Origin of the sequence: Fibrobacter succinogenes subsp. succinogenes S85 (assembly GCF_000146505.1) — a bacterium.
GTDB lineage: Bacteria > Fibrobacterota > Fibrobacteria > Fibrobacterales > Fibrobacteraceae > Fibrobacter > Fibrobacter succinogenes.
The window spans coordinates 126,128-144,218 of the sequence record NC_017448.1; the positions used below are offsets into that span (position 1 = coordinate 126,128).

General features: G+C 49.9%; 14 protein-coding genes. 7 read left to right on the top strand and 7 right to left on the bottom strand.

The window, feature by feature from the left end:
* Positions 1-3 precede the first annotated feature (3 nt).
* The gene (locus FSU_RS00555) at positions 4-1,299 is read right to left on the bottom strand and encodes a carboxylate-amine ligase (protein WP_014544968.1); all 1,296 of its coding nucleotides are present in this window, start codon (positions 1,297-1,299) and stop codon (positions 4-6) included.
* Positions 1,300-1,308: 9 nt separating this feature from the next.
* Positions 1,309-2,811: a RimK family protein gene (locus FSU_RS00560; protein ID WP_041917868.1), complete on the bottom strand. Its 1,503-nt coding sequence runs from the start codon at positions 2,809-2,811 to the stop codon at positions 1,309-1,311.
* Between the two features lie 148 nt (positions 2,812-2,959).
* On the opposite strand from FSU_RS00560, the gene mfd reads away from it, so the two are divergent.
* A complete protein-coding gene (gene mfd / locus FSU_RS00565; protein WP_014544970.1) occupies positions 2,960-6,358 on the top strand; it encodes a transcription-repair coupling factor in 3,399 nt (1,132 codons plus the stop codon).
* Here the strand turns inward: mfd and FSU_RS00570 are convergent.
* Positions 6,323-7,051, bottom strand: coding sequence for a TatD family hydrolase (locus tag FSU_RS00570; protein ID WP_014544971.1), 729 nt, complete (start codon positions 7,049-7,051; stop codon positions 6,323-6,325). The genes mfd and FSU_RS00570 overlap by 36 nt on opposite strands.
* A 140-nt stretch (positions 7,052-7,191) precedes the next feature.
* Here FSU_RS00570 and FSU_RS00575 point away from each other — a divergent pair, with 140 nt between their 5' ends.
* The gene (locus FSU_RS00575; RefSeq protein WP_014544972.1) at positions 7,192-7,389 is read left to right on the top strand and encodes a hypothetical protein; all 198 of its coding nucleotides are present in this window, start codon (positions 7,192-7,194) and stop codon (positions 7,387-7,389) included.
* A 102-nt stretch (positions 7,390-7,491) separates the two neighbouring features.
* On the opposite strand, the gene FSU_RS00580 is transcribed toward FSU_RS00575, so the two are convergent.
* Positions 7,492-9,072 carry an FISUMP domain-containing protein gene (locus FSU_RS00580; RefSeq protein WP_014544973.1) on the bottom strand — a complete coding sequence of 527 codons (1,581 nt, stop codon included), beginning with the start codon at positions 9,070-9,072 and terminating at the stop codon, positions 7,492-7,494.
* A 180-nt stretch (positions 9,073-9,252) separates the two neighbouring features.
* Positions 9,253-10,845 carry a hypothetical protein gene (locus tag FSU_RS15800; protein ID WP_015732440.1) on the bottom strand — a complete coding sequence of 531 codons (1,593 nt, stop codon included), beginning with the start codon at positions 10,843-10,845 and terminating at the stop codon, positions 9,253-9,255.
* Between the two features lie 124 nt (positions 10,846-10,969).
* Between FSU_RS15800 and FSU_RS00590 the strand changes: the two genes are divergently transcribed.
* The 5 genes from FSU_RS00590 to FSU_RS00610 all read left to right on the top strand — a co-directional run bounded on the left by FSU_RS00590 (position 10,970) and on the right by FSU_RS00610 (position 15,287).
* Positions 10,970-12,049: a hypothetical protein gene (locus FSU_RS00590; protein WP_244263682.1), complete on the top strand. Its 1,080-nt coding sequence runs from the start codon at positions 10,970-10,972 to the stop codon at positions 12,047-12,049.
* A complete protein-coding gene (locus FSU_RS00595; protein ID WP_014544976.1) occupies positions 12,042-12,491 on the top strand; it encodes a hypothetical protein in 450 nt (149 codons plus the stop codon). The genes FSU_RS00590 and FSU_RS00595 overlap by 8 nt, the downstream gene beginning before the upstream one ends.
* Before the next feature lie 147 nt (positions 12,492-12,638).
* Positions 12,639-14,096 carry an Asp-tRNA(Asn)/Glu-tRNA(Gln) amidotransferase subunit GatB gene (gene gatB, locus FSU_RS00600; protein WP_014544977.1) on the top strand — a complete coding sequence of 486 codons (1,458 nt, stop codon included), beginning with the start codon at positions 12,639-12,641 and terminating at the stop codon, positions 14,094-14,096.
* A gap of 206 nt (positions 14,097-14,302) precedes the next feature.
* Positions 14,303-14,509 (top strand): hypothetical protein, encoded by a 207-nt coding sequence (locus tag FSU_RS16500; RefSeq protein ID WP_244263683.1) that lies wholly within the window; start codon positions 14,303-14,305, stop codon positions 14,507-14,509.
* 43 nt (positions 14,510-14,552) lie between these two features.
* A complete protein-coding gene (locus FSU_RS00610; protein ID WP_015732441.1) occupies positions 14,553-15,287 on the top strand; it encodes an IMP cyclohydrolase in 735 nt (244 codons plus the stop codon).
* Positions 15,288-15,364: 77 nt separating this feature from the next.
* Here FSU_RS00610 and FSU_RS00615 read toward each other — a convergent pair whose 3' ends face one another.
* On the bottom strand, positions 15,365-16,756 hold the full coding sequence (locus FSU_RS00615; RefSeq protein WP_014544979.1) for a GntR family transcriptional regulator: 1,392 nt from the start codon (positions 16,754-16,756) through the stop codon (positions 15,365-15,367).
* 3 nt (positions 16,757-16,759) lie between these two features.
* Positions 16,760-18,091, bottom strand: coding sequence for a methylenetetrahydrofolate--tRNA-(uracil(54)-C(5))-methyltransferase (FADH(2)-oxidizing) TrmFO (gene trmFO / locus FSU_RS00620; protein WP_014544980.1), 1,332 nt, complete (start codon positions 18,089-18,091; stop codon positions 16,760-16,762).

Consider the following 18,091-nt stretch of genomic DNA (forward strand, 5'->3'; position numbering starts at 1 on the left):
ATTTTACTCGCTAATTCCATAGAGCCGGTTGTGCGCAAGGCAATCGGCTAATTTTTTGTATTCCGTGACAAACGCTTCGTGGGCGGGGGCGTCGCCGAGTGCTTTGTAGAGGGCGCTGGAGAGCGTTCCGCGTTCGAGCATTTTTCCCATGAAGCTCTGCGAGACTTCGGTGAGGTCGTTTTTCACGACGCTGTAGATGTGCTTCCAGATGTCGCCGGCGGTAACTGCGGAATCCATGCCAAATACGGAGAGGTATTCTTGCCAATCGATTTGGGCGTTTTCGGCGTCCTTCGTGGTTTTGGTGAGGAGTTCGGCGAGGCGTGTCGTGTCAAAGTTGCGCAGGAATTCGCGGTATTCCTTGAGTGTGTGCGGCACGGAATTTGCGGCGGAGGGGGCTTCGGATGCGTTTTCGCGAGATGCCGCGAACTTGCCATTCACAATCGCCTTGAGTGTTGCTATTTCAAGCTCTACAATGGCGATGTCGGCATTCGGGCATTCCTGAATATCGACAAGGCGGATTTCGATGGCTCCGCGGTCAAAGCGGGCGATGGCACCTCGGCTGTTCAAGAAGAAATGATTGAGCAAGTGTTCGGTATCGTATGGGGCGATAGCCTTCTTGACCTTGTCAAAAATCATCCTGTTGTATTCGTCGTAGCTGTACGCCTGTTCCGGGATGACTTGGCCCGTGATTTCAGGGACTTTGTCTTGGTTGTGGCGATAAACTTCGATGCGGGCGTCACGATAGCCGGTGTATTTGCCGTCGAGATACGGGCTGCTTGCGGCAATGGCGGGAATCAGCGGCAACAGCAAGCGAATTGCTGCGTGAAGCTCGCCAAATTCTTCGTCACCATCAAAAGAAAGATTCAGGTGCGTGCTTTGCAAGTTTGCCCAGCCGTGGCCCTTGCAGTTGAAAATGCGGTCGTAAGTTTGGTAAATGTCGAGGCAATCGTACGGCCAAAGTTGCATTTCTGCCGGGTCCATGAACGGATGGCAGGCGCTCGGCAAAAGCATCGCGTTGATCTTTTCAAGTTTCTTGTTTGCACGGCGAATCTCGTGGAAGAATCGCTTGCCGAGTCCGTCAAATGTGGACTTGGGGTGTGCGCACTTGAATTCCAGCACATGGCTTACGAGCTCGTTCGAAAGTCCGATATCGTCGTATTCAATGTCCGAAAGTTGATTGCCGTCTTTGTCTTTTCCGAGGGGAACATCGGCACGCGGCAGCACGTTGAGCGTGTCGCGATCGACAATCATGAATTCCATTTCAACGCCGAAGCGTTCCCAGATTTTAAAATTGCTCATGATTGACCCCTATAAAAACATATCCCTTTCGTGTTGGAGCACTTTCTGTTGTGCTGCGTTTTGGCGGTCTTCGATGCGGTGGCGCAGGCTTCTCATGATGGCGAGATAAATCTTCTTTTTGCCAACTTGGTCTTCGATACCGTGGTCGATACTTGGGTTGTCATTCACTTCAATCACGACCGGGTGACCGTTGATTTCCTTGAGGTCCACGCCGTAAAGCCCGTTACCGATAAGGCTTGCGACGCGGAGGGCCGTTTTCACGATGCCGTGCGGGACGCTTTCAATCGGGAGGCAATCCCACTTGCCACAAACGGCGTTCTTGTCCTTGCTATCCCAGTTGTAAATTTGCCAGTGGTCCTTTGCCATGTAATATTTGCAAGCAAAGAGCGGCTTTCCGTCAAGAATGCCAATTCTCCAGTCAAATTCCGTGGGCGTAAATTCCTGTGCGATGAGCAAGTCGCTATGCTCGAACATTGTGTCGAGAATCTTTTCGAGTTCTTCCTTGTTGTTCGCCTTTTTGACGCCCATGCTGAAGCTCGAATCCGGCGTCTTGATGACCATCGGGAATCCGATTTCTTTGGCGAGCGTGTGGCGGTTTTCGCTGTGGGCGATAATCGTCTTTGGTGCCGGAATCTTACCGACAGTCATCAGTTCTTGCAAATAAACTTTATTCGAGCAACGCAGAATGCTGTCGGGATCGTCAATGACGGCGATGCCTTCGCTCTGGGCGCGGCGTGCAAATGCGTATGTGTGGTGGTTAACGTTTGTCGTTTCGCGGATGAAGATGGCATCAAATTCACCGACGCGGTGGTAGTCCGTCTTGGTAATCATTTCCACGCGGAAACCTGTATCCTGAGCGGCTTCGATAAAGAGCTGGATGGCTTCCTTGTTGCTCGGCGGTTCCACTTCATCGGGGTTCGTTAAAATGCCGAGATCATACACGTAGTCTTCCGTCTTGGGGGAGACGTAGCGGTCTTTTTGGAAGTATTCAATGGCGAACTGGTCCACCATTTCCTTATGCGTTTCGGGAATTTCGTCAACGCTAATCGGGCGGATGGACTGGATGAACCATTTTTGCTTGAAGACAAATTTTGCACGCAGGAGCGGAGCCTGGAATACGCGGTAAAGAGCCTGCGAAAGTTCTAGGTATTGCGCACTGACGTTTTGCCCAAAGTAAATGGAAAGTACGAATTCTGTGCCGGTCAGCTTGTGAAGGCTCTTCTGGATCAGCTCGTCAATTTCATCGCTGATGATTTTCACGACTGCCGGGGCCTTAAAGTCGCGGATATTCTTGACGTTCGGGATGACCTTGTGACCGCGCGCTTCGGCAAGCAGGCTTACATAATAGCCCTTGCTCTGGTAGCTGTAGTCCTTGCACAAATTGAAAACGCGAACGTTTTTCTGTGTTGTAAATTCTGGATTAGTAAGGTAGTCTTTTGCCGAGACAATTTCGGCTTCGGGAATGTGGAACTTCCAATTCTTTGGCGTGTTCACGACAATTATCTTTTTCATAATATCTGCACGTGTGGCGTCTTCATCGCGAAGTTGCGTCGTGCGTGCCAAAAACCTCTTTGCTTTTTGACGATATAAAGATAGCTCAATATTTCAAGAAATGTAAAGTAAGGCGAGGAAAAGGGAGATTTTTTCTACATTTCCCTCTATGCTTACCATTTCGGAATTCCTTCAAGAAAATTCGTTCCCTGCGATTTCGCTTTTTGAAAATGCTGATAACGAGGCCATTCACGTCAATGGCGCGTCAGTTCCGCTTGCCTCGATGATGGTCGCAAACCGCTTCTTGAAAAGCCCGCAGAACATTCTGGTGATTGCGAAGGATTACCGCAGTGCCGAAGTTTGGGTCGAGAATCTCGAAAGCATGGTGGGCGAGGAGTTTGTTCGCTTTTTCCCGTCGCTCGGCTTGAAACCTTACGAAATCAAGGTGCCGTTCGAGGGCGTGCTTGAAGAACGTCTGAAGTTCTTCCGCGATGTTTCGCATACCGAAAAGCCGTTTGTTGTTGTTTGTCCGCTTGATGCGTTCTTGATGAAACTCCCGGAACCGGGCGAAATTATGCGACAGGTGCGTACGCTCCGCGTCGGCGACCAGCTGGAGCCTTCGTCTTTACGCCCGTGGTTCTTGGACCATGGCTTTGTAGAACAGCCGATGGTGAGCGGCGTGGGCGAGTTTTCGATTCGCGGTTGCATCGTCGATGTGAACTGCTTGCTTTATCCGCACCCCATCCGTATTGAATTTTACGGTGACGAAATTGAATCTATCCGAGCATTCGATATTTTCTCGCAACGTTCGCTGGAGCAGATGACGCATATCGAGTTTTTCCCGATGGGTGAATTTACGGTGCCGGAATCGGTGATGGCGGGCGAGGAATGTTCTGTAGAATCACTTTGGTGGCATCGTCCGCATCACCAGCGTTTGGTGGCGAGCCTCTTGGATTACATGCCGCGAGCATCGCTTGTCTTTGAAGAACTTTCGTTGCTTTCGGAAACGGCTTCGAAGATGTATGGTGCGTTCCGCGGTGCTTATGACGAAGCTCGCGTGACGGATGCGGGGGTAGCTGCTCCTGCGGATATTTGGTTTAAAATAGGTGAGCTTTCGCGTTTGTTTGTAGGTCGTGCATCACTTGATATGACTCGTGTCAAAGTTGATGATGGCAATTGGCACGAAATGCACATGCGTCCGCAAGATTTTACTTCGAATGGCACGGATGCAGTCGCCAAAGAAATTGAAGAATTTTATGATAAGGGCGGTCGCGTTTATGTGATGGCGCAGACGCTTGGCGGCGTGAACCGCTTGCGTGAAATTTTTGATGGCTTACCCATCGAAGATTATTTTATCGGAAACTTGAGCGAAGGCTTTTGGCTCGAAGACGATAATGTCGCGTTCCTCACGGAATCGAGAATTTTAAACCGTCATGCGAATAAAGCTCGCAAGCACAAGATTGCGGGATCGGTGACGAATGCGTTGATGGTGGAATCGCTCAATCGCGGTGACCTCGTGGCGCACGAAGACCACGGCATTGGCCGTTATTTGGGTCTTGTTCGTGTGGAAGTCAATGGTGGTATGGTCGACTGCGCGTTGCTGGAATACGATGGCGGAGATCGCCTGAAGTTCCCCGTGTCGGACCTGCAAAAGATTGAACGCCTCGACCGTCCGGAAGATATTGAGACAAAGCTCGACCGTCTCGGCAGCAAAACTTGGGAAAACATCAAGAAGCGCGTCAAGCAGAAGGTCATCCAGATTGCACGTGACCTCGTGGAACTTTATGCCAAGCGCGAACTCGTCGAAGGTTTCGGTTTCCCGCCTGATGGCAACATGCAAAAGGAATTCGAGGATTCGTTCGAATACGATCCGACGCCAGACCAGCTCCGTGCCACGGCCGATATTAAGCGTGATATGGAAAGCCATCGCCCGATGGACCGCTTGATTTGCGGTGACGTGGGCTTTGGAAAGACCGAAGTTGCCATGCGTGCGGCGTTCAAGTGCGTGTCGTCGAACAAGCAGGTCGCCATTCTCGTGCCGACGACGATTCTTGCGGCACAACATTACGAAAACTTCTGCGAACGCTTTGCCGCTTACCCGGTCAAGATTGCGCTCATGAACCGCTACAAGAGCGCCAAGGAAAAGAAGGAAATCTTCAAGGAAATCGCGGCTGGTACGGTGAACATCGTCATCGGAACGCATGCGCTTTTGTCGAACAAGAGCGAGTTTAAGGACTTGGGACTTTTGATTATCGACGAAGAGCAAAAGTTTGGCGTGAAGCAAAAGGAAAAATTGCGCCAGCTTCGCCTTGCTGTTGATACGCTCAGCATGAGTGCGACTCCGATTCCGCGTTCGTTGCACTTGAGCATGACGGGCGTTCGCGATATTTCGCTTATCAATACACCACCGATTAACCGCTTGCCGGTCGAAACGAAGCTGATGCAGCGCGATGATGAAGTCTTGAAGAATGCGATTCTAGATGAACTCGCTCGTGGCGGCCAGGTGTTCGTGGTGAATGACCGCGTGCAGACAATTTACAAGCTCACCGAAGATATCGAAGCGATGGCGCCCGAAGCGAAAGTCGCTGTGGCTCATGGTCAAATGGAAGACCACGAGCTTGAACGCGTGATGGATGCATTCCTTTCGCGCAAGTTCGATATTCTCGTGAGCACGAGCATTATTGAATCTGGCTTGGATGTGCCAAATGCGAACACGATTATCATCATGAACGCGCACCACTTTGGCATTAGCCAGCTTTACCAGATGCGTGGCCGCGTGGGCCGTAGTAGCGTCTTGGCAAAGGCTTTCCTCGTCATTCCACAGCGTGGTGAAATCTCGCAGGAATCTATGCGTCGCCTCAAGGCTTTGGAACAGTTTACTGACCTCGGTAGTGGCTACCAGCTCGCTATGCGCGACCTCGAAATTCGCGGGGCGGGCAACTTGCTCGGTCAGGAACAGCACGGCTTTATTGCTGAAGTCGGCTTTGAAACTTATGTGCGCTTGGTGCGTGAAGCGGTTGAAATGCTGCGCGGTGGTGCTCTCGAAAAGCCGATTCAGCCGCGTGTGGAAATCGGTGTGGATGCTTACCTTCCCGAAGATTACGTGGAAGACGGTCTCACGAGAATTTCGCTGTACCAGCGCATTGCTCGAATCACGACGCAGGCGGATGTGCAGAACATCGAAAGCGAATTGCAGGACCGCTTTGGCCCTGTGCCGACACCGGCGAAGATGCTTTTGCTTGTGACCGAACTTGGGCTTTTGGCTGGCCGTTTGCGTATCCAAGGACTTGCGCTTCGCAAGGGTGTTATCGTTGCGACATTTGCTGAAACGCCGTCGCCGGACCCGCGCGTGCTTGGCGAAATCAGCAGCCTCTGCACTTGCAACATGCGTTATTTGGGCATGTCACCGCTACAGGCTGTGTTCGAAGTCGGGCGCGGGACTCCCGTGGAAATGGCAAAAAAGACGCTCGAAGTGTTCCGAGCGTTTGCAAATATCCAAGTTCAGGCGGCGACCGTCCGGTCGGCGGATCCTTTACTCAAGGCTCTTGGCGTAGGCGAGCCGAACTGATTCCAAGCGGCCTTCAAGTTCTTCAAGAAGCTCTGCAGGCTCGAGGAAAGATTCATCGGCATCGGTCTCGAAGAACACGTTGCTTTCGGGAATGAGCTTGATTGCGGCTGCGGTCGATTTTTTGCGGAAGCTATCCTCGTGCAGTGAAAAGAGCGCTCCAAAGGGGAGGGCTTTTTTCACAAAATTCGCATCACCACCAAAGCGGTGGAAAATCGGGCGCGGCGTTTCTCGAGACGGCGTGTCTTGTCCTTGCGCCGCCTTAAAACCAGCCTCTTCCAAAAGTTTCAACACGTGCATATAGTCGCCAACGCAGTGTATTTGCAAATCCCGCTTGAGTTCCAATGCAAGTCCGGCTTGCGCCAAAAAAATCTGGTCTTGGGGGCCGTCGTTGTAACCCGGATAGCGCTTGTCGATACCCGCTTCGCCGACCATGGCAAGCGGATCTTCTTCTAAACGGGTGCGCAGTTGGTCTAAAGTTTCGCGAGTTGCCTGCGTTGCTATCATCGGGTGGATCCCGTAGGTCACTTTAAAAGGCTTGATTTCGGTCGAAAACTCTTTTTTCAGCTGCGAGACTTCTTCCCATTCCCAGGGTTCGCAAGAAACCGCAATAAAGTCATAATTGCGGTCTAAAAGCAACTGCGCGAGCTGCTTTTTTTGGGGTAATCGTGCTAAATGAATGTGAAAATCGAACATAATAGCCCCCTATATCTTTAAAATACAAAGAATTTATGGAAAAACAAAATTATTTGCTTGTTTTTTGGGGTAAAAAAGCCTAGTTTAAGTTTGTTGGTGCGCCAACCCAAGTTTTTTATCACCTCATTAAAGGAGTCGCTATGCGCGATTTACTCGAAAAAGCTCTGAATAAAGGTTTGACTGTCTGCTTTACATCCGAAAATGGCTTTGATGTCATTCGAATTTCTTCCGGTAACGAAGTTGTTGCAAGTTGCAGTCTTGGATCGAACAGCTTCCGTGCTTCGGTCGAAGAATCTCTCCAGGCGCTTTTGCTTGACCTGGAACGCAAGGGCTTCTAGCGGACTTGCCGCATTATCTGTCGGCAGTAGACAGTAGGCAGTAATTGCAAAAGAAATCCTGCGAGGTCATCGCAGGATTTCTTTTATGGCTTTTGAGCAAAACTAGTCTTTTACGCAGCGGACGTTTTGCAAGTCCGTTTTGTGACATGCGTAACCAGAAGTGTTTGCGTAATCGTCGTTGAAATTGGCTATGGTTGAAGTCCAGAATTGCATTTGGAAATAGTCCATTCCAAAATCTTTATATAACAGTTTGTTTAAGTCTGGATCTTCAATTTTTTTGAACCTGGTATGCTTTAAAAGACATTCCCCTTCATAAACGGTATAGGGGTTGATTGATTCCATAAAGTCCTCTATTTCGTTATTGTCGGGTAAATGCCAACCTGAGGGACATGCGATTAAAGCTTGATTCCAGGTGTAGAATTTTCCATAGTTTTTACAAGTGGCTTCATGTTCTTTGCAGTAAGTGTCGTCTATGCTGTATTTGTTTTTACAACTTACAGGGCTTCCGATAAGTGGATGTTTGCAAGAATAATCAGAAGATTTTTTGCATTCATCTTCATATTCTTCGTCATCATCATTTTCTTCGTTTAATCTACATGCAGCATTTGTATCCACAACGTCAAATACGTAATTTAAGTTTTGGTCCATCCATGTTTTGCCGTTGATAACAACGGTTTTGTATGTTTGTCCGTCGCGTTCATCTGTAAATTCACCGTATTCAAATTCTGGCAAGGCGGGCGAGGTTGGCTCTGGCGGGTCAACCCAATCAACTCCTGCGGGCTCGTCTCTTAAGCAACGAAGCGAACACATGTACCAATGATATTCTTCAGTAAAATCAACTACTTCATACTCTTCTCTATAGCTGATGGCATAGTCTGCATCTATTGCGATATTCCAAGTGAGCGTATCTACTGTTGTTAAAAATTTTCCCTGTGGATTCAATTCGTAATCAAATGTAAAACCATTCATCCCGTCACCCCAATATACTACATTATATCCAGTAGGGATTGCAGCAAAGCCGAATTCATCAGTGCCGTTATCAAAGATCCATCCGGATTGTTTCGCTTTAAGTTTTTTGGATGTTCCGCATTTTCCGCCTATCGCTCTAGTCAATTGTTCAATTTCGGTTGGATTAGGCACATGAAAACCTTCAGGGCATATTCCACGTACCATTCCCGTTAAATCACATGGTGTTTCATGATCGCAACCTTTGGCGCTTGATCCAAATATTCCTGCTGTGTCGATGGCGATGTCCCATGGGTAAAAGTGTTCGCTAGTGTCTGAAATCTCGCGAGACCGAACACCGCTCCATAAAGCGTCGTAAAAATTGTATTCGTCTTTATAAGCCCCGTCATCAACATATTGGGTGACATCCAATTTGAGATTTTCAGCCATCCACACTTGGTTCCCGATGACGGTTGTCTTGTACGTCCTGCCATCGCGTAAATCGATGACTTGTCCATCTGTGATGATTGAACCGTTTGATATTTCTGTGGAGGGTGTTTGTGAACTAGAACTTGTGACTACCGTTTCAGAACAGGAACTTGTTTCGATTACATCAGAGCTGGAGCTAGAATCCTCTTGACTTGATACAGGAGGCTCGTTAAGTGCGACCGCATTTTCGTCACCACATGCCACAAGCGCAAGTGTCGCCGCTACCGCAAGCGTTCTTAATAATTTCATCCATATCCTCCTTAAAATAAACCATTTATCAGTAATATAAAAAAACACCCTGCCAAGCAGGGTGCCTTTATAAAGCCGAGAGGTCTTCCGTGAATCACAAGTGCCTCGTATAAACGAGGCATGGTGGCGAGAGCGAGGTCCTGACGGAATCTTGATTAGCAAAAGGACCGAGCGGTCATATTAATTTATTCTACCCACCAAGTTGCCAGAGAGCATGTAGTCTCTCGTTGCTCCATAGCTGTGGAAGCCTGCGGAGAGAGAGAATCGGTCCGTAAGAGCCTTTTCGAGGTAGAGGGCGCCAAGGACGTCCTTCACGTGCTTCGGATTGCCTTCGTAGTAACCATTCTTCTTACGGTCGTTGACGAATTCAGCTTCAAGGATGACGCGATCAACAGTCTTGAAGTTCATTTCGATACCGCCAGTGAGCGGAGCTACGAGATCTTCAGACATGTCCATGAGTGCAATTTCGCCAAAGAGCGTGAGGAAGTCCGGGATAATCGGAGCGCGGACCTTGAGAGACACGTTGTGTGCAATCTTGGCGTCGTTGTCGTGAATCTTGTCGAAAACGTTGCTGCGGTAGCCGAGCTGGATGTCAAAGAGTTCAAGGCTCGGGAGGTCGTGGAAGTTGAACACCAAGCGGAGGTCACCCTTGTTCAAGTGAGCGGACTTGCTGATAAGGGAGAGGGCGATGTCCATGTTTTCGCCAGCGAGGAAACCGAATTCGAACTGGTTTTCAGGATCCTGTGTGGAGAGGAATCCGTTTTTGTAACCATCGATGTAGCCACCGAAGTAGTCACCATTCTTGTCCGTGTTGTCCCAACGACCTACTCTGAAGCTGAACCAATCCTTGCTTTGGTAAGCCCATGCTTCGTCAAGCGTGAAGTAATCTTCAGCACTGCCAACAGCGTGGTTTTCGCTATCAGTCTTCAGATCACCAGGATAGAAGGCGACAGCAAGTTTGCCCTTAAAGTTGTTGGTTTCGGCGAGGATGGCGAAGTTGGCCTGACCACTCCACTTTTCGAAGTTGTCAGAGTTTTGGTCGTCTTCGGATGTCCAGAAAACCTTGCCTGCTTCGAGTTCAAAGTCTGCGTTGATGTCGAAGTCAATTTCGTTGACAGTGAAGACGGCGTTTTCAATCATCTTCTTTTTCTTGCGGCTTGCAGTAGTGGCCGGTTCTGCAGCGGCTACTTCAGCCGGAGCTTCGACTGCGGTCGGAACTTCAACAGCCGGAGCGGGGGCAACAACAGGTGCCGGAGCTTCTGCGACTGGAGCTGCAGGGGCCTTGACTTCGGCGACCGGGGCGGGTTCAGCCTTCGGTGCTTCTGGGGTCGGAGCGAGTGCCGGAATAATCGGTTCTGCCGGAGCCTTTGTTTCTACGGCTGCAGCGGCGTCGGCCTTGACTGCTTCTGCCTTTGCTTCAACAGCCTTGGCTGCATCCTGAGCCTTGACTTCGGCTGCCGGAGCCTTTTCTGCTACAGCGGCTTTTGCTTCGGTTTTGACGTCTGCGACAGCTGCCTTTGCTGCTTCAGGAGCTTTGGCTGCTTCCTGGGCCTTTGCATCGGCGGCAACCTTTGCGGTTTCAGCGGCCTTAGTTGCGTCTGCCTTGGCCTTTTCAACCTTAGCTTTCTTCTTTGTTGCTACGGTTTTGGCCTTGGTAACAGCGGCTTTTGCTTCTACTGCTGGTTTTTCGGTGGCTGTCTTAACATCTTCTGCACTCGGTGCTGCAAATACAGATGCTGCAAGCAGACAGGTTGCAAGAAACATTTTCTTCATTACATGTACTCCTTGGGGGTGAGGTTATGTTTAAAATCCTTGTTTAAATGTTAGAAAAAAAATATTAATCTTTTTTTTACTACATATAAAGCCCCCATTAATCTAATTTAAATATCCAAAAGAGGTGACTGTTTTGAAAAAAATCTTGTTGGTTGTGTTGGCTGTTTTGACGTCTAGTTCTTTCGCGCAGATGAAATTGGATGTCTATAAGAAAATTAATGGTGATATAGACGAAAAGCGCCCGCTTGGATATTTGATGTCTTCGGATGCCATTAAGGAACTCCCGATTCCGAAAGATCGAATTGAACACGAAAGTTTTGTGGATGTTCAGGAAAAGGTTCGTGGTAAAAACGGAAAATACCAAACCGTCACTAAAAAACAAAGAGTGGTGACTTACGAAGAAGTTGAGCCGAAAGCTCCACCGCGTTATGTGCCGGTGAATTGCAAGTTTGGCGATGTGTGGGTCAAGCGTTCTGAGCTGGACCGCTTTATGCAGGAATACGCAGACTTGAGTGGGGAATACGTTTCTGAAACGGGACGCGTGGTTCTCAAGAGCTCGCCGAGCAATGCCAGCCGTTTTAACATTATCGTGCAGAATGGCAAGGACGATAACGTGGCTGAAATTGAAATGGGTAATCTTGAAAAGAAGAATATCAATGGTCATGCCCGCTTTGTCTATAAAGAAGAAGGCTGTGCCGTTGGCGTGGATGTGTTTAATCGTGTTGTCCGTGTGGCCCAGCGCGGTTGTGAAGATTACAATGCAGGCGAATACACGCTTGCAGGAAATTACCCGACATTCAAGGGCAATAACCGTATCGTAGAAACGTTTAATTTGGATTCTTATAGCTTCTCTTATCCAAAATATCTCTGGTGTGCTAGTGGTTATGATACATGCGAGCCGCTGAAAGATGAACACGGAATCGTGAACATTACTTGGAGTAAGGATGGGCATGGGACGATTGAACGCAAGGCGGGTAATACGGTGCATACGTACCGCGCGATGGAACGCGTGATTCCGCACAAACGAGATTTTTACAATGGCGAAAAACCGATTGCGATTAAAACCAAGCGTACCGACATGAGTGGCGAATGGATGAACTGGTATTTCTATCCGCGTGCAGGCCGCTTTAAGATGATGCGTTCCGGGCAGCGCCACGATGCCGCTTACATGGAAATCTACGAACCGGTCAAAGAAGATGATTAAGTCGATTGAACAGAGTCGTATTTTATTTTTGGATTCGGGACCGCTTGTTAGGCTTTTGCAGATGCATCCGGATTATTACCCGATTGTGTCGGGTGTGCTTGATGGCGTGTACGAGAATAATGTACAGGTCTTGGTTTCGTCCGTGACTTTGTTTGAAATTTGCAAGAAGGCGTATGGCGCAAACGACGGTGTGCTGGCAAGGCAGTACCGCGAATTCTTCGAGAAGTCTGCAAACGTGCGCCTTTGCGAAGTTAATGCCGATGTGTCGCTGAAGGCGGCAGAACTTTTTGCTGCCGCAGCCCGTACAAACCACAAGCTGACCGAAGCGGAATCGCTGCGCTTGGCGACTGCGTTTGTGAACGGTGCCGACTGCATCCTCTCGGAATGTGCAAATTTCCGTGACGCAACTGATGCGCTTGTTGTGACATTGGACGAACTTTAGGCTACGGGGTGTGGGCTCGCACCTTTAGTGCATTGAGCACGCTTCGCTTTGAGGTTAGAGCGTTTTACAAGCATATCTAAGTTCTAAGCTCTAAGTTCTAAGTTCTAAAATACTATCTTTTCCGCGTAAAATTTATTGGAGTTTAACATGTCTAATTACTGTCCTGTTATTGGTCTCGAAATCCATTGCCAACTCGCCACTAAGACAAAGATGTTCTGTGGCTGCGAAATTGAAGTGAACACAAGCCCGAACAAGCACGTTTGCCCTGTTTGCCTCGGTATGCCGGGTGCAATGCCGGTGCCGAACAAGAAGGCTGTGGAATACGCCATTCGCCTGGGCCTCGCTCTCAACTGCGAAATCGATTTGAACGCCATGTGGACTCGTAAGAACTACTTCTACCCGGACCTTCCGAAGGGTTACCAGATTACGCAGACGGGTGGACTTCCGGTTTATGACCATCCGATTTGCAAGAACGGCTGGCTTGAAATTGTAAAGGCTGACGGCACCAAGAAGCGCGTGGGCATTACCCGTATTCACATGGAAGAAGACGCCGGTAAGCTTATCCACGACATGAGCCCGTCCCAGAGCCATTTTGACGCAAATCGCTGCGGTACGCCGCTTTGCGAAATCGTGACTGAACCGGACATCCGTAGCCCGGAAGAAGCCGTGCTCGTCTTGAAGAAGATCAAGCAGACGCTCGAATACACTCGCGTTTCTAACGCCAACATGGAAAACGGCAACATGCGCTGCGACGGTAACATTTCTCTCCGCGCATCTGAAGACGCTCCGTTCGGTATCCGCGCTGAAATCAAGAACTTGAACAGCTTCACGAACCTCGAAAAGGCTCTCTACTGCGAAATGAACCTCCAGGCATCGACGCTCGATGCTGGCAAGGAAGTCGAACAATGCACCAAGCGTTATGATCCCAACGCCGACAAGACGATTGTGATCCGCTCTAAGGAAGACGCACACGACTACAAGTACTTCCCGGAACCGGATATGGTCCGCCTCGTGACTGACCCGGCCTTCGTCGAAGAAATCCGCCGCACCCTTCCGGAACTGCCGGATGCACGCCGCGAACGCTTCATGAAGGACTTCGGTGTTTCTGAATACGATGCCCAGGTGCTGACCGAAGACCGCGACGTGAGCGAATGGTACGACACCGCCGCCAAGAACTGCAAGAACGGTAAGGTGCTTGCTAACTGGGTCATCACGGAACTCCTCGCTAAGATGAAGGACCTTGAAGGTGGCCTCTCTGCTCTCAAGATCAAGCCGGAACAGCTTTGCGCTCTCGTGAACCTCATTGCAGACAACACCATCAATGGTAAGATTGCAAAGACCGTGTTCGCCGAAATGTTTGAAACGGGCAAGGATCCTGAAGTTATCGTGAAGGAAAAGGGTCTCGTGCAGGTGACTGACACCGCCGCTATCGAAGCTGTTGTTCGCGAAGTCTGCGCCGCTAACGCTGCACAGTTCGCAGAATTCAAGGCCGGTAAGGTTGCACTCAAGGGCTTCCTCGTGGGTATGACGATGCGTAAGTCCGGTGGCAAGGCCAACCCGGGTCTCGTGAACCAGATTCTCGACAAGCTCGCTAAGGAAGGGTAAATTAGACGAGAGAACGGGCTATGCCCTACAGACGAGAGACTAGAGAGAAAGAAAGAGATACAAGGTCGCTGAACCGGTTGGTGAGCCTGTCGAACCAGTCGAAGCGCCTTGTTTTTGCATTTCTTGTTTCTCTCTTTCTTGCTTTTCCGACCTCTGCTTTTGCAAAGATGGACCGCTCGGACAGTTCCTATGTTAGCACGTTGAACATGACGGAAGAACAAAAGGAAAAGGTCTATGGCGTAGATTCCTCAACTCTCGCCAAAGGCCCAACGCTCCAGGAACTCAACGAAGAAAATCCGACTTACGTCAAGCGCGAATACGACCACAAACAGCAGGTGGTTGTCGGCAGCGTGGTGATGTTCTGCGTTGCCCTCGCGATGGTCTTGATGAATAATTACAACCCGAAGAGATAAGTTTAAACCTACAACAAAGTGCCGCTGGCACGCCGAAATCAATATGAATTACACAGAAGAAGCAAAACAGAATTTCAACGACCTCTCCAAGAACCCGTATCCGGGCCGTGGTATCGTGCTTGGCACAAGCGCCGATGGCAAGTCCTACGTGCAGGTTTACTGGATCATGGGTCGCAGCGTGAACAGCCGCAACCGCGTGTTTGAAATCGAAGCCGACACTGGTTTTATGAAGACCAAGGCTTTCGATGAATCCAAGCTCACGGACCCGCACCTCATCATTTACTATCCGGCTCGCCACACGAAGGACGTTCAGATCATCACGAACGGTGACCAGACGGACACGATTTACAACGCCATCAAGCTCGGTGGCACGTTCGAAAGCGCTCTTCGCACTCGCCAGTACGAAGACGATGCACCGAACTTCACGCCGCGTATTTCTGGCATCCACTATAAGAATGCTGAACCGGCTATCTATAAGCTCTCCATCCTCAAGAGCCGCAACAATAGCGAAGACGCAGGCTGCGAACGTATGACGTTTGAATTTGAAAAGGCTCTCCCGGGTCTTGGTCACTTCATCAGCACGTACGAAACCGATGGCAAGCCGATCCCGTCTTTCAACGGTTTCCCGAAGCTCATGCCGATTTTCAACTCTGCTGAAGAAACGCTCAAGGCTTACTGGGACGCACTTAACGCTGATAACAAGGTTTCCTTGATGGTCAAGTGGATTGACCGCGAAACCTTCGAAGCTAAGACCATTATCGTGAATAAGAACGTATAGCTATGAGCTCGCTCCCGGTGGTCGCTTTGAGCGCGTTCGCCGGAGGCTCACTTTGAGGTATGAGAGATAACCTCAAACTACTTCTCAATGACCTGCCCCAGAATCTGGTGCAGGCGTTTTTTATTCCCGAAGCCATCGGGATTTTCGATGTAGTAGAAAATTTGCTTGATAAGTGCGCTTGTGTTAAAGTCGTACGATGCAATGCGCAACAAGTAGCTTTCGGCGGAGTTATCAAATCCGAGCACGTTCGGGTCGGTCTTATCGCCTGGCAATGTGCAATCGCCGTCATCGCTCATTTCGTAGAAAATACCTGCGACTTCATCATTTACGCAGACCCAGCAGTTGCAATCCTCAGGAACATTCTTGGCGAACTGCAAAAGCTTTTTCTTCACGAGATTACGGGCGTACGATTCGACGGAAAATCTCGAGACTCTCTGTCTTGCGATTTCCTTGTAGTCCCACGGGCTTGCAAATTCGTCATCGGTAAATGCAATGACTTCTAGCCCTGAATTCATGAGGCCTGTCAAGCGGTCTTTAGACCAGGAACTGTTATGGTACGGCGAAAAATAACAGACCTTCTTGATGCCTTTCTGCAATAGGTATTTGCCGAGCTGCTGACCCGGAATTTCTCCGAATGTGGAGTTGAAAAACGCCCAGTTATTTTTGCTCAAGAATCTCGGTGGAATGTTTTGCAGCGGGTGTTCCCACCACACGGAGACGGGGTACTTCACGCCGTAAAAGAGCTGCAAAAGTGCATGCGGGTTCTGCACCAAGAGTGTCGATAGCACTGCACCGATAGCATTCGGATAATCTGTCAGACGGCAGACTTTTCCACTGCGGTCAATGAGCTTGCCGCTTTCTTCGTTGATGCCGAGCAGAATGAGCTTGAAATGTTGTTCACCGGCGGTCTGGTAAACGAGGCGCAAAAAATCGAGTTCACGTTCGCTTTCGGCGGTAAAGCCGCCCCACGAATTGCATCGCGTGACGAACAAAATCTCGCTGAAATTCTTGACCGTCTTTGTCTTGAGCGGGGAGGCGAATGCGTACAAGCGCCCGCGTCGCACGAGAATGCCCTGATTCACTTTATGAATCAGGAACTTGCGGAGAATCGTCTGCGACACATTGTAGCGGTCGGAGAGTTCCTTTGCAAGCGGCAAATTCCTATTCGGGTCGAGGAATCCCTTTTCCCAGTCCGTTGAAAATTCGCGTTCAAGGCGTTCGAGCACGGTTTCGCGATGGACTGTTTTCGAAAGCATTTGCGCAAGATCATTGGCGTCCGGAGCCTTGCCCCAGAAAAATCCCTTGCCGCGGATGCTGTAAATGAGCCCTTCTTCAGAGAGTTGCTTGAGCACGCCCTGGATAGTTCCCGACGAGACTCCAAACGTTTTCATCAGCTTGCGTACAGACGGGAGCATTTCCCCGTCTTTCAGCTCTTGCTGCAAAATCGCTTGTTTGATCTCGTCACGCATATTTTATGCCATGTTACGGGCTGCAATCCATTCACGAACGGCGCGTTCGGCACGTTCGGCAAGAATCTCTTTCTTGTTCTTTTTCTTGAGTCCCTCGTGATGGGGGAGGAGGCCGAAGTTGAAATTCATCGGCTGGAAATCCTCGTTCTCTTCGACAAGGCGGTTCATCAAGGATCCGATGCAGCTTTCATCTGGGAGCGGGTCGGCGTGTCCGTGCAAAATCGTCTGCGCCATATTCCAAGCGGCGTACCAACCAGTTGCCACAGCTTCGGTATAACCTTCAGAACCCGTAATCTGGCCTGCAAACCACGTAGGCGGAATATCCTTGGCGCAATCGAGTTCCGGACGCAAGCGGAGCGTCTTATCAAGGAACTTCGGCGATTCGATAAACGTGTTGCGGTGCATGCAGCCGAGGCGTGCAAATTTCGCATTGCGGAGCGCCGGCACCATGGTGAAGATTTCCTTTTGCGTGCCCCACTTGAGGCGCGTCTGGAAACCGACCATATTGAACAAAGTCTTCTGCTTGTTCTCGGCACGGAGCTGGATTACGGCATACCATAGATGTCCGTTGTTTCCAAGCCCAAGCCCGATGGGGCGCATGGGCCCGTGGCGGAGAGTTTCGTAGCCACGACGCGCCATTTCTTCGACCGGCAGGCAACCTTCAAAAAGTTCGCGCTTTTCGAACGGGCGAGGCTCGGTTGCTTCTGCTTCGCAGAGCTTGTTCACAAATTCTGTATAAGTTTCTTTGTCGAGCGGGCAGTTGATAAAGTCTGCCGTTTCGCCCTTTTCCCAGCGGTTCATGTAGAACGCATGGTCAAAGTCGATGCTGTCTGTCTCGACGACAGGTGCAATCGCATCAAAGAAGTGCAGACGATTACTGCCAAGACGCTTGAAAATATCGTCGGCGAGAGCATCACTTGCCAAAGGACCTGCGGCAACAAGTGTCGGGCAATCGCCTTCAAGGCTTGTCACTTCTTCGCGGTGCAGCGTGATGTTCGGAAATTCTGCAATCTTCTTTTCGACAAGTTCACTAAAAATGTCGCGGTTCACCGTCAGGGAATCGCCTGCTGGCACTGCCGCTTCGCGCGCACAATCCAGGAGGTAACTTCCGAGCAGAGTGAGTTCCGCTTTTAAAAGGCCGTGGGCACTGGTAATGCCTAAAGCCTTGAAACTGTTAGAACAGACGAGTTGGGCGAGGTGTCCGTCCCTGTGGGCGGGCGTCTGCCTGTTGGGGCGCATTTCGTACAAATCTACCTGAAAACCACGGCTTGCCAATTGTAAAGCCGCTTCGCAGCCTGCAAGACCGCCACCAATAACACGTACTCGTTCGTTCAT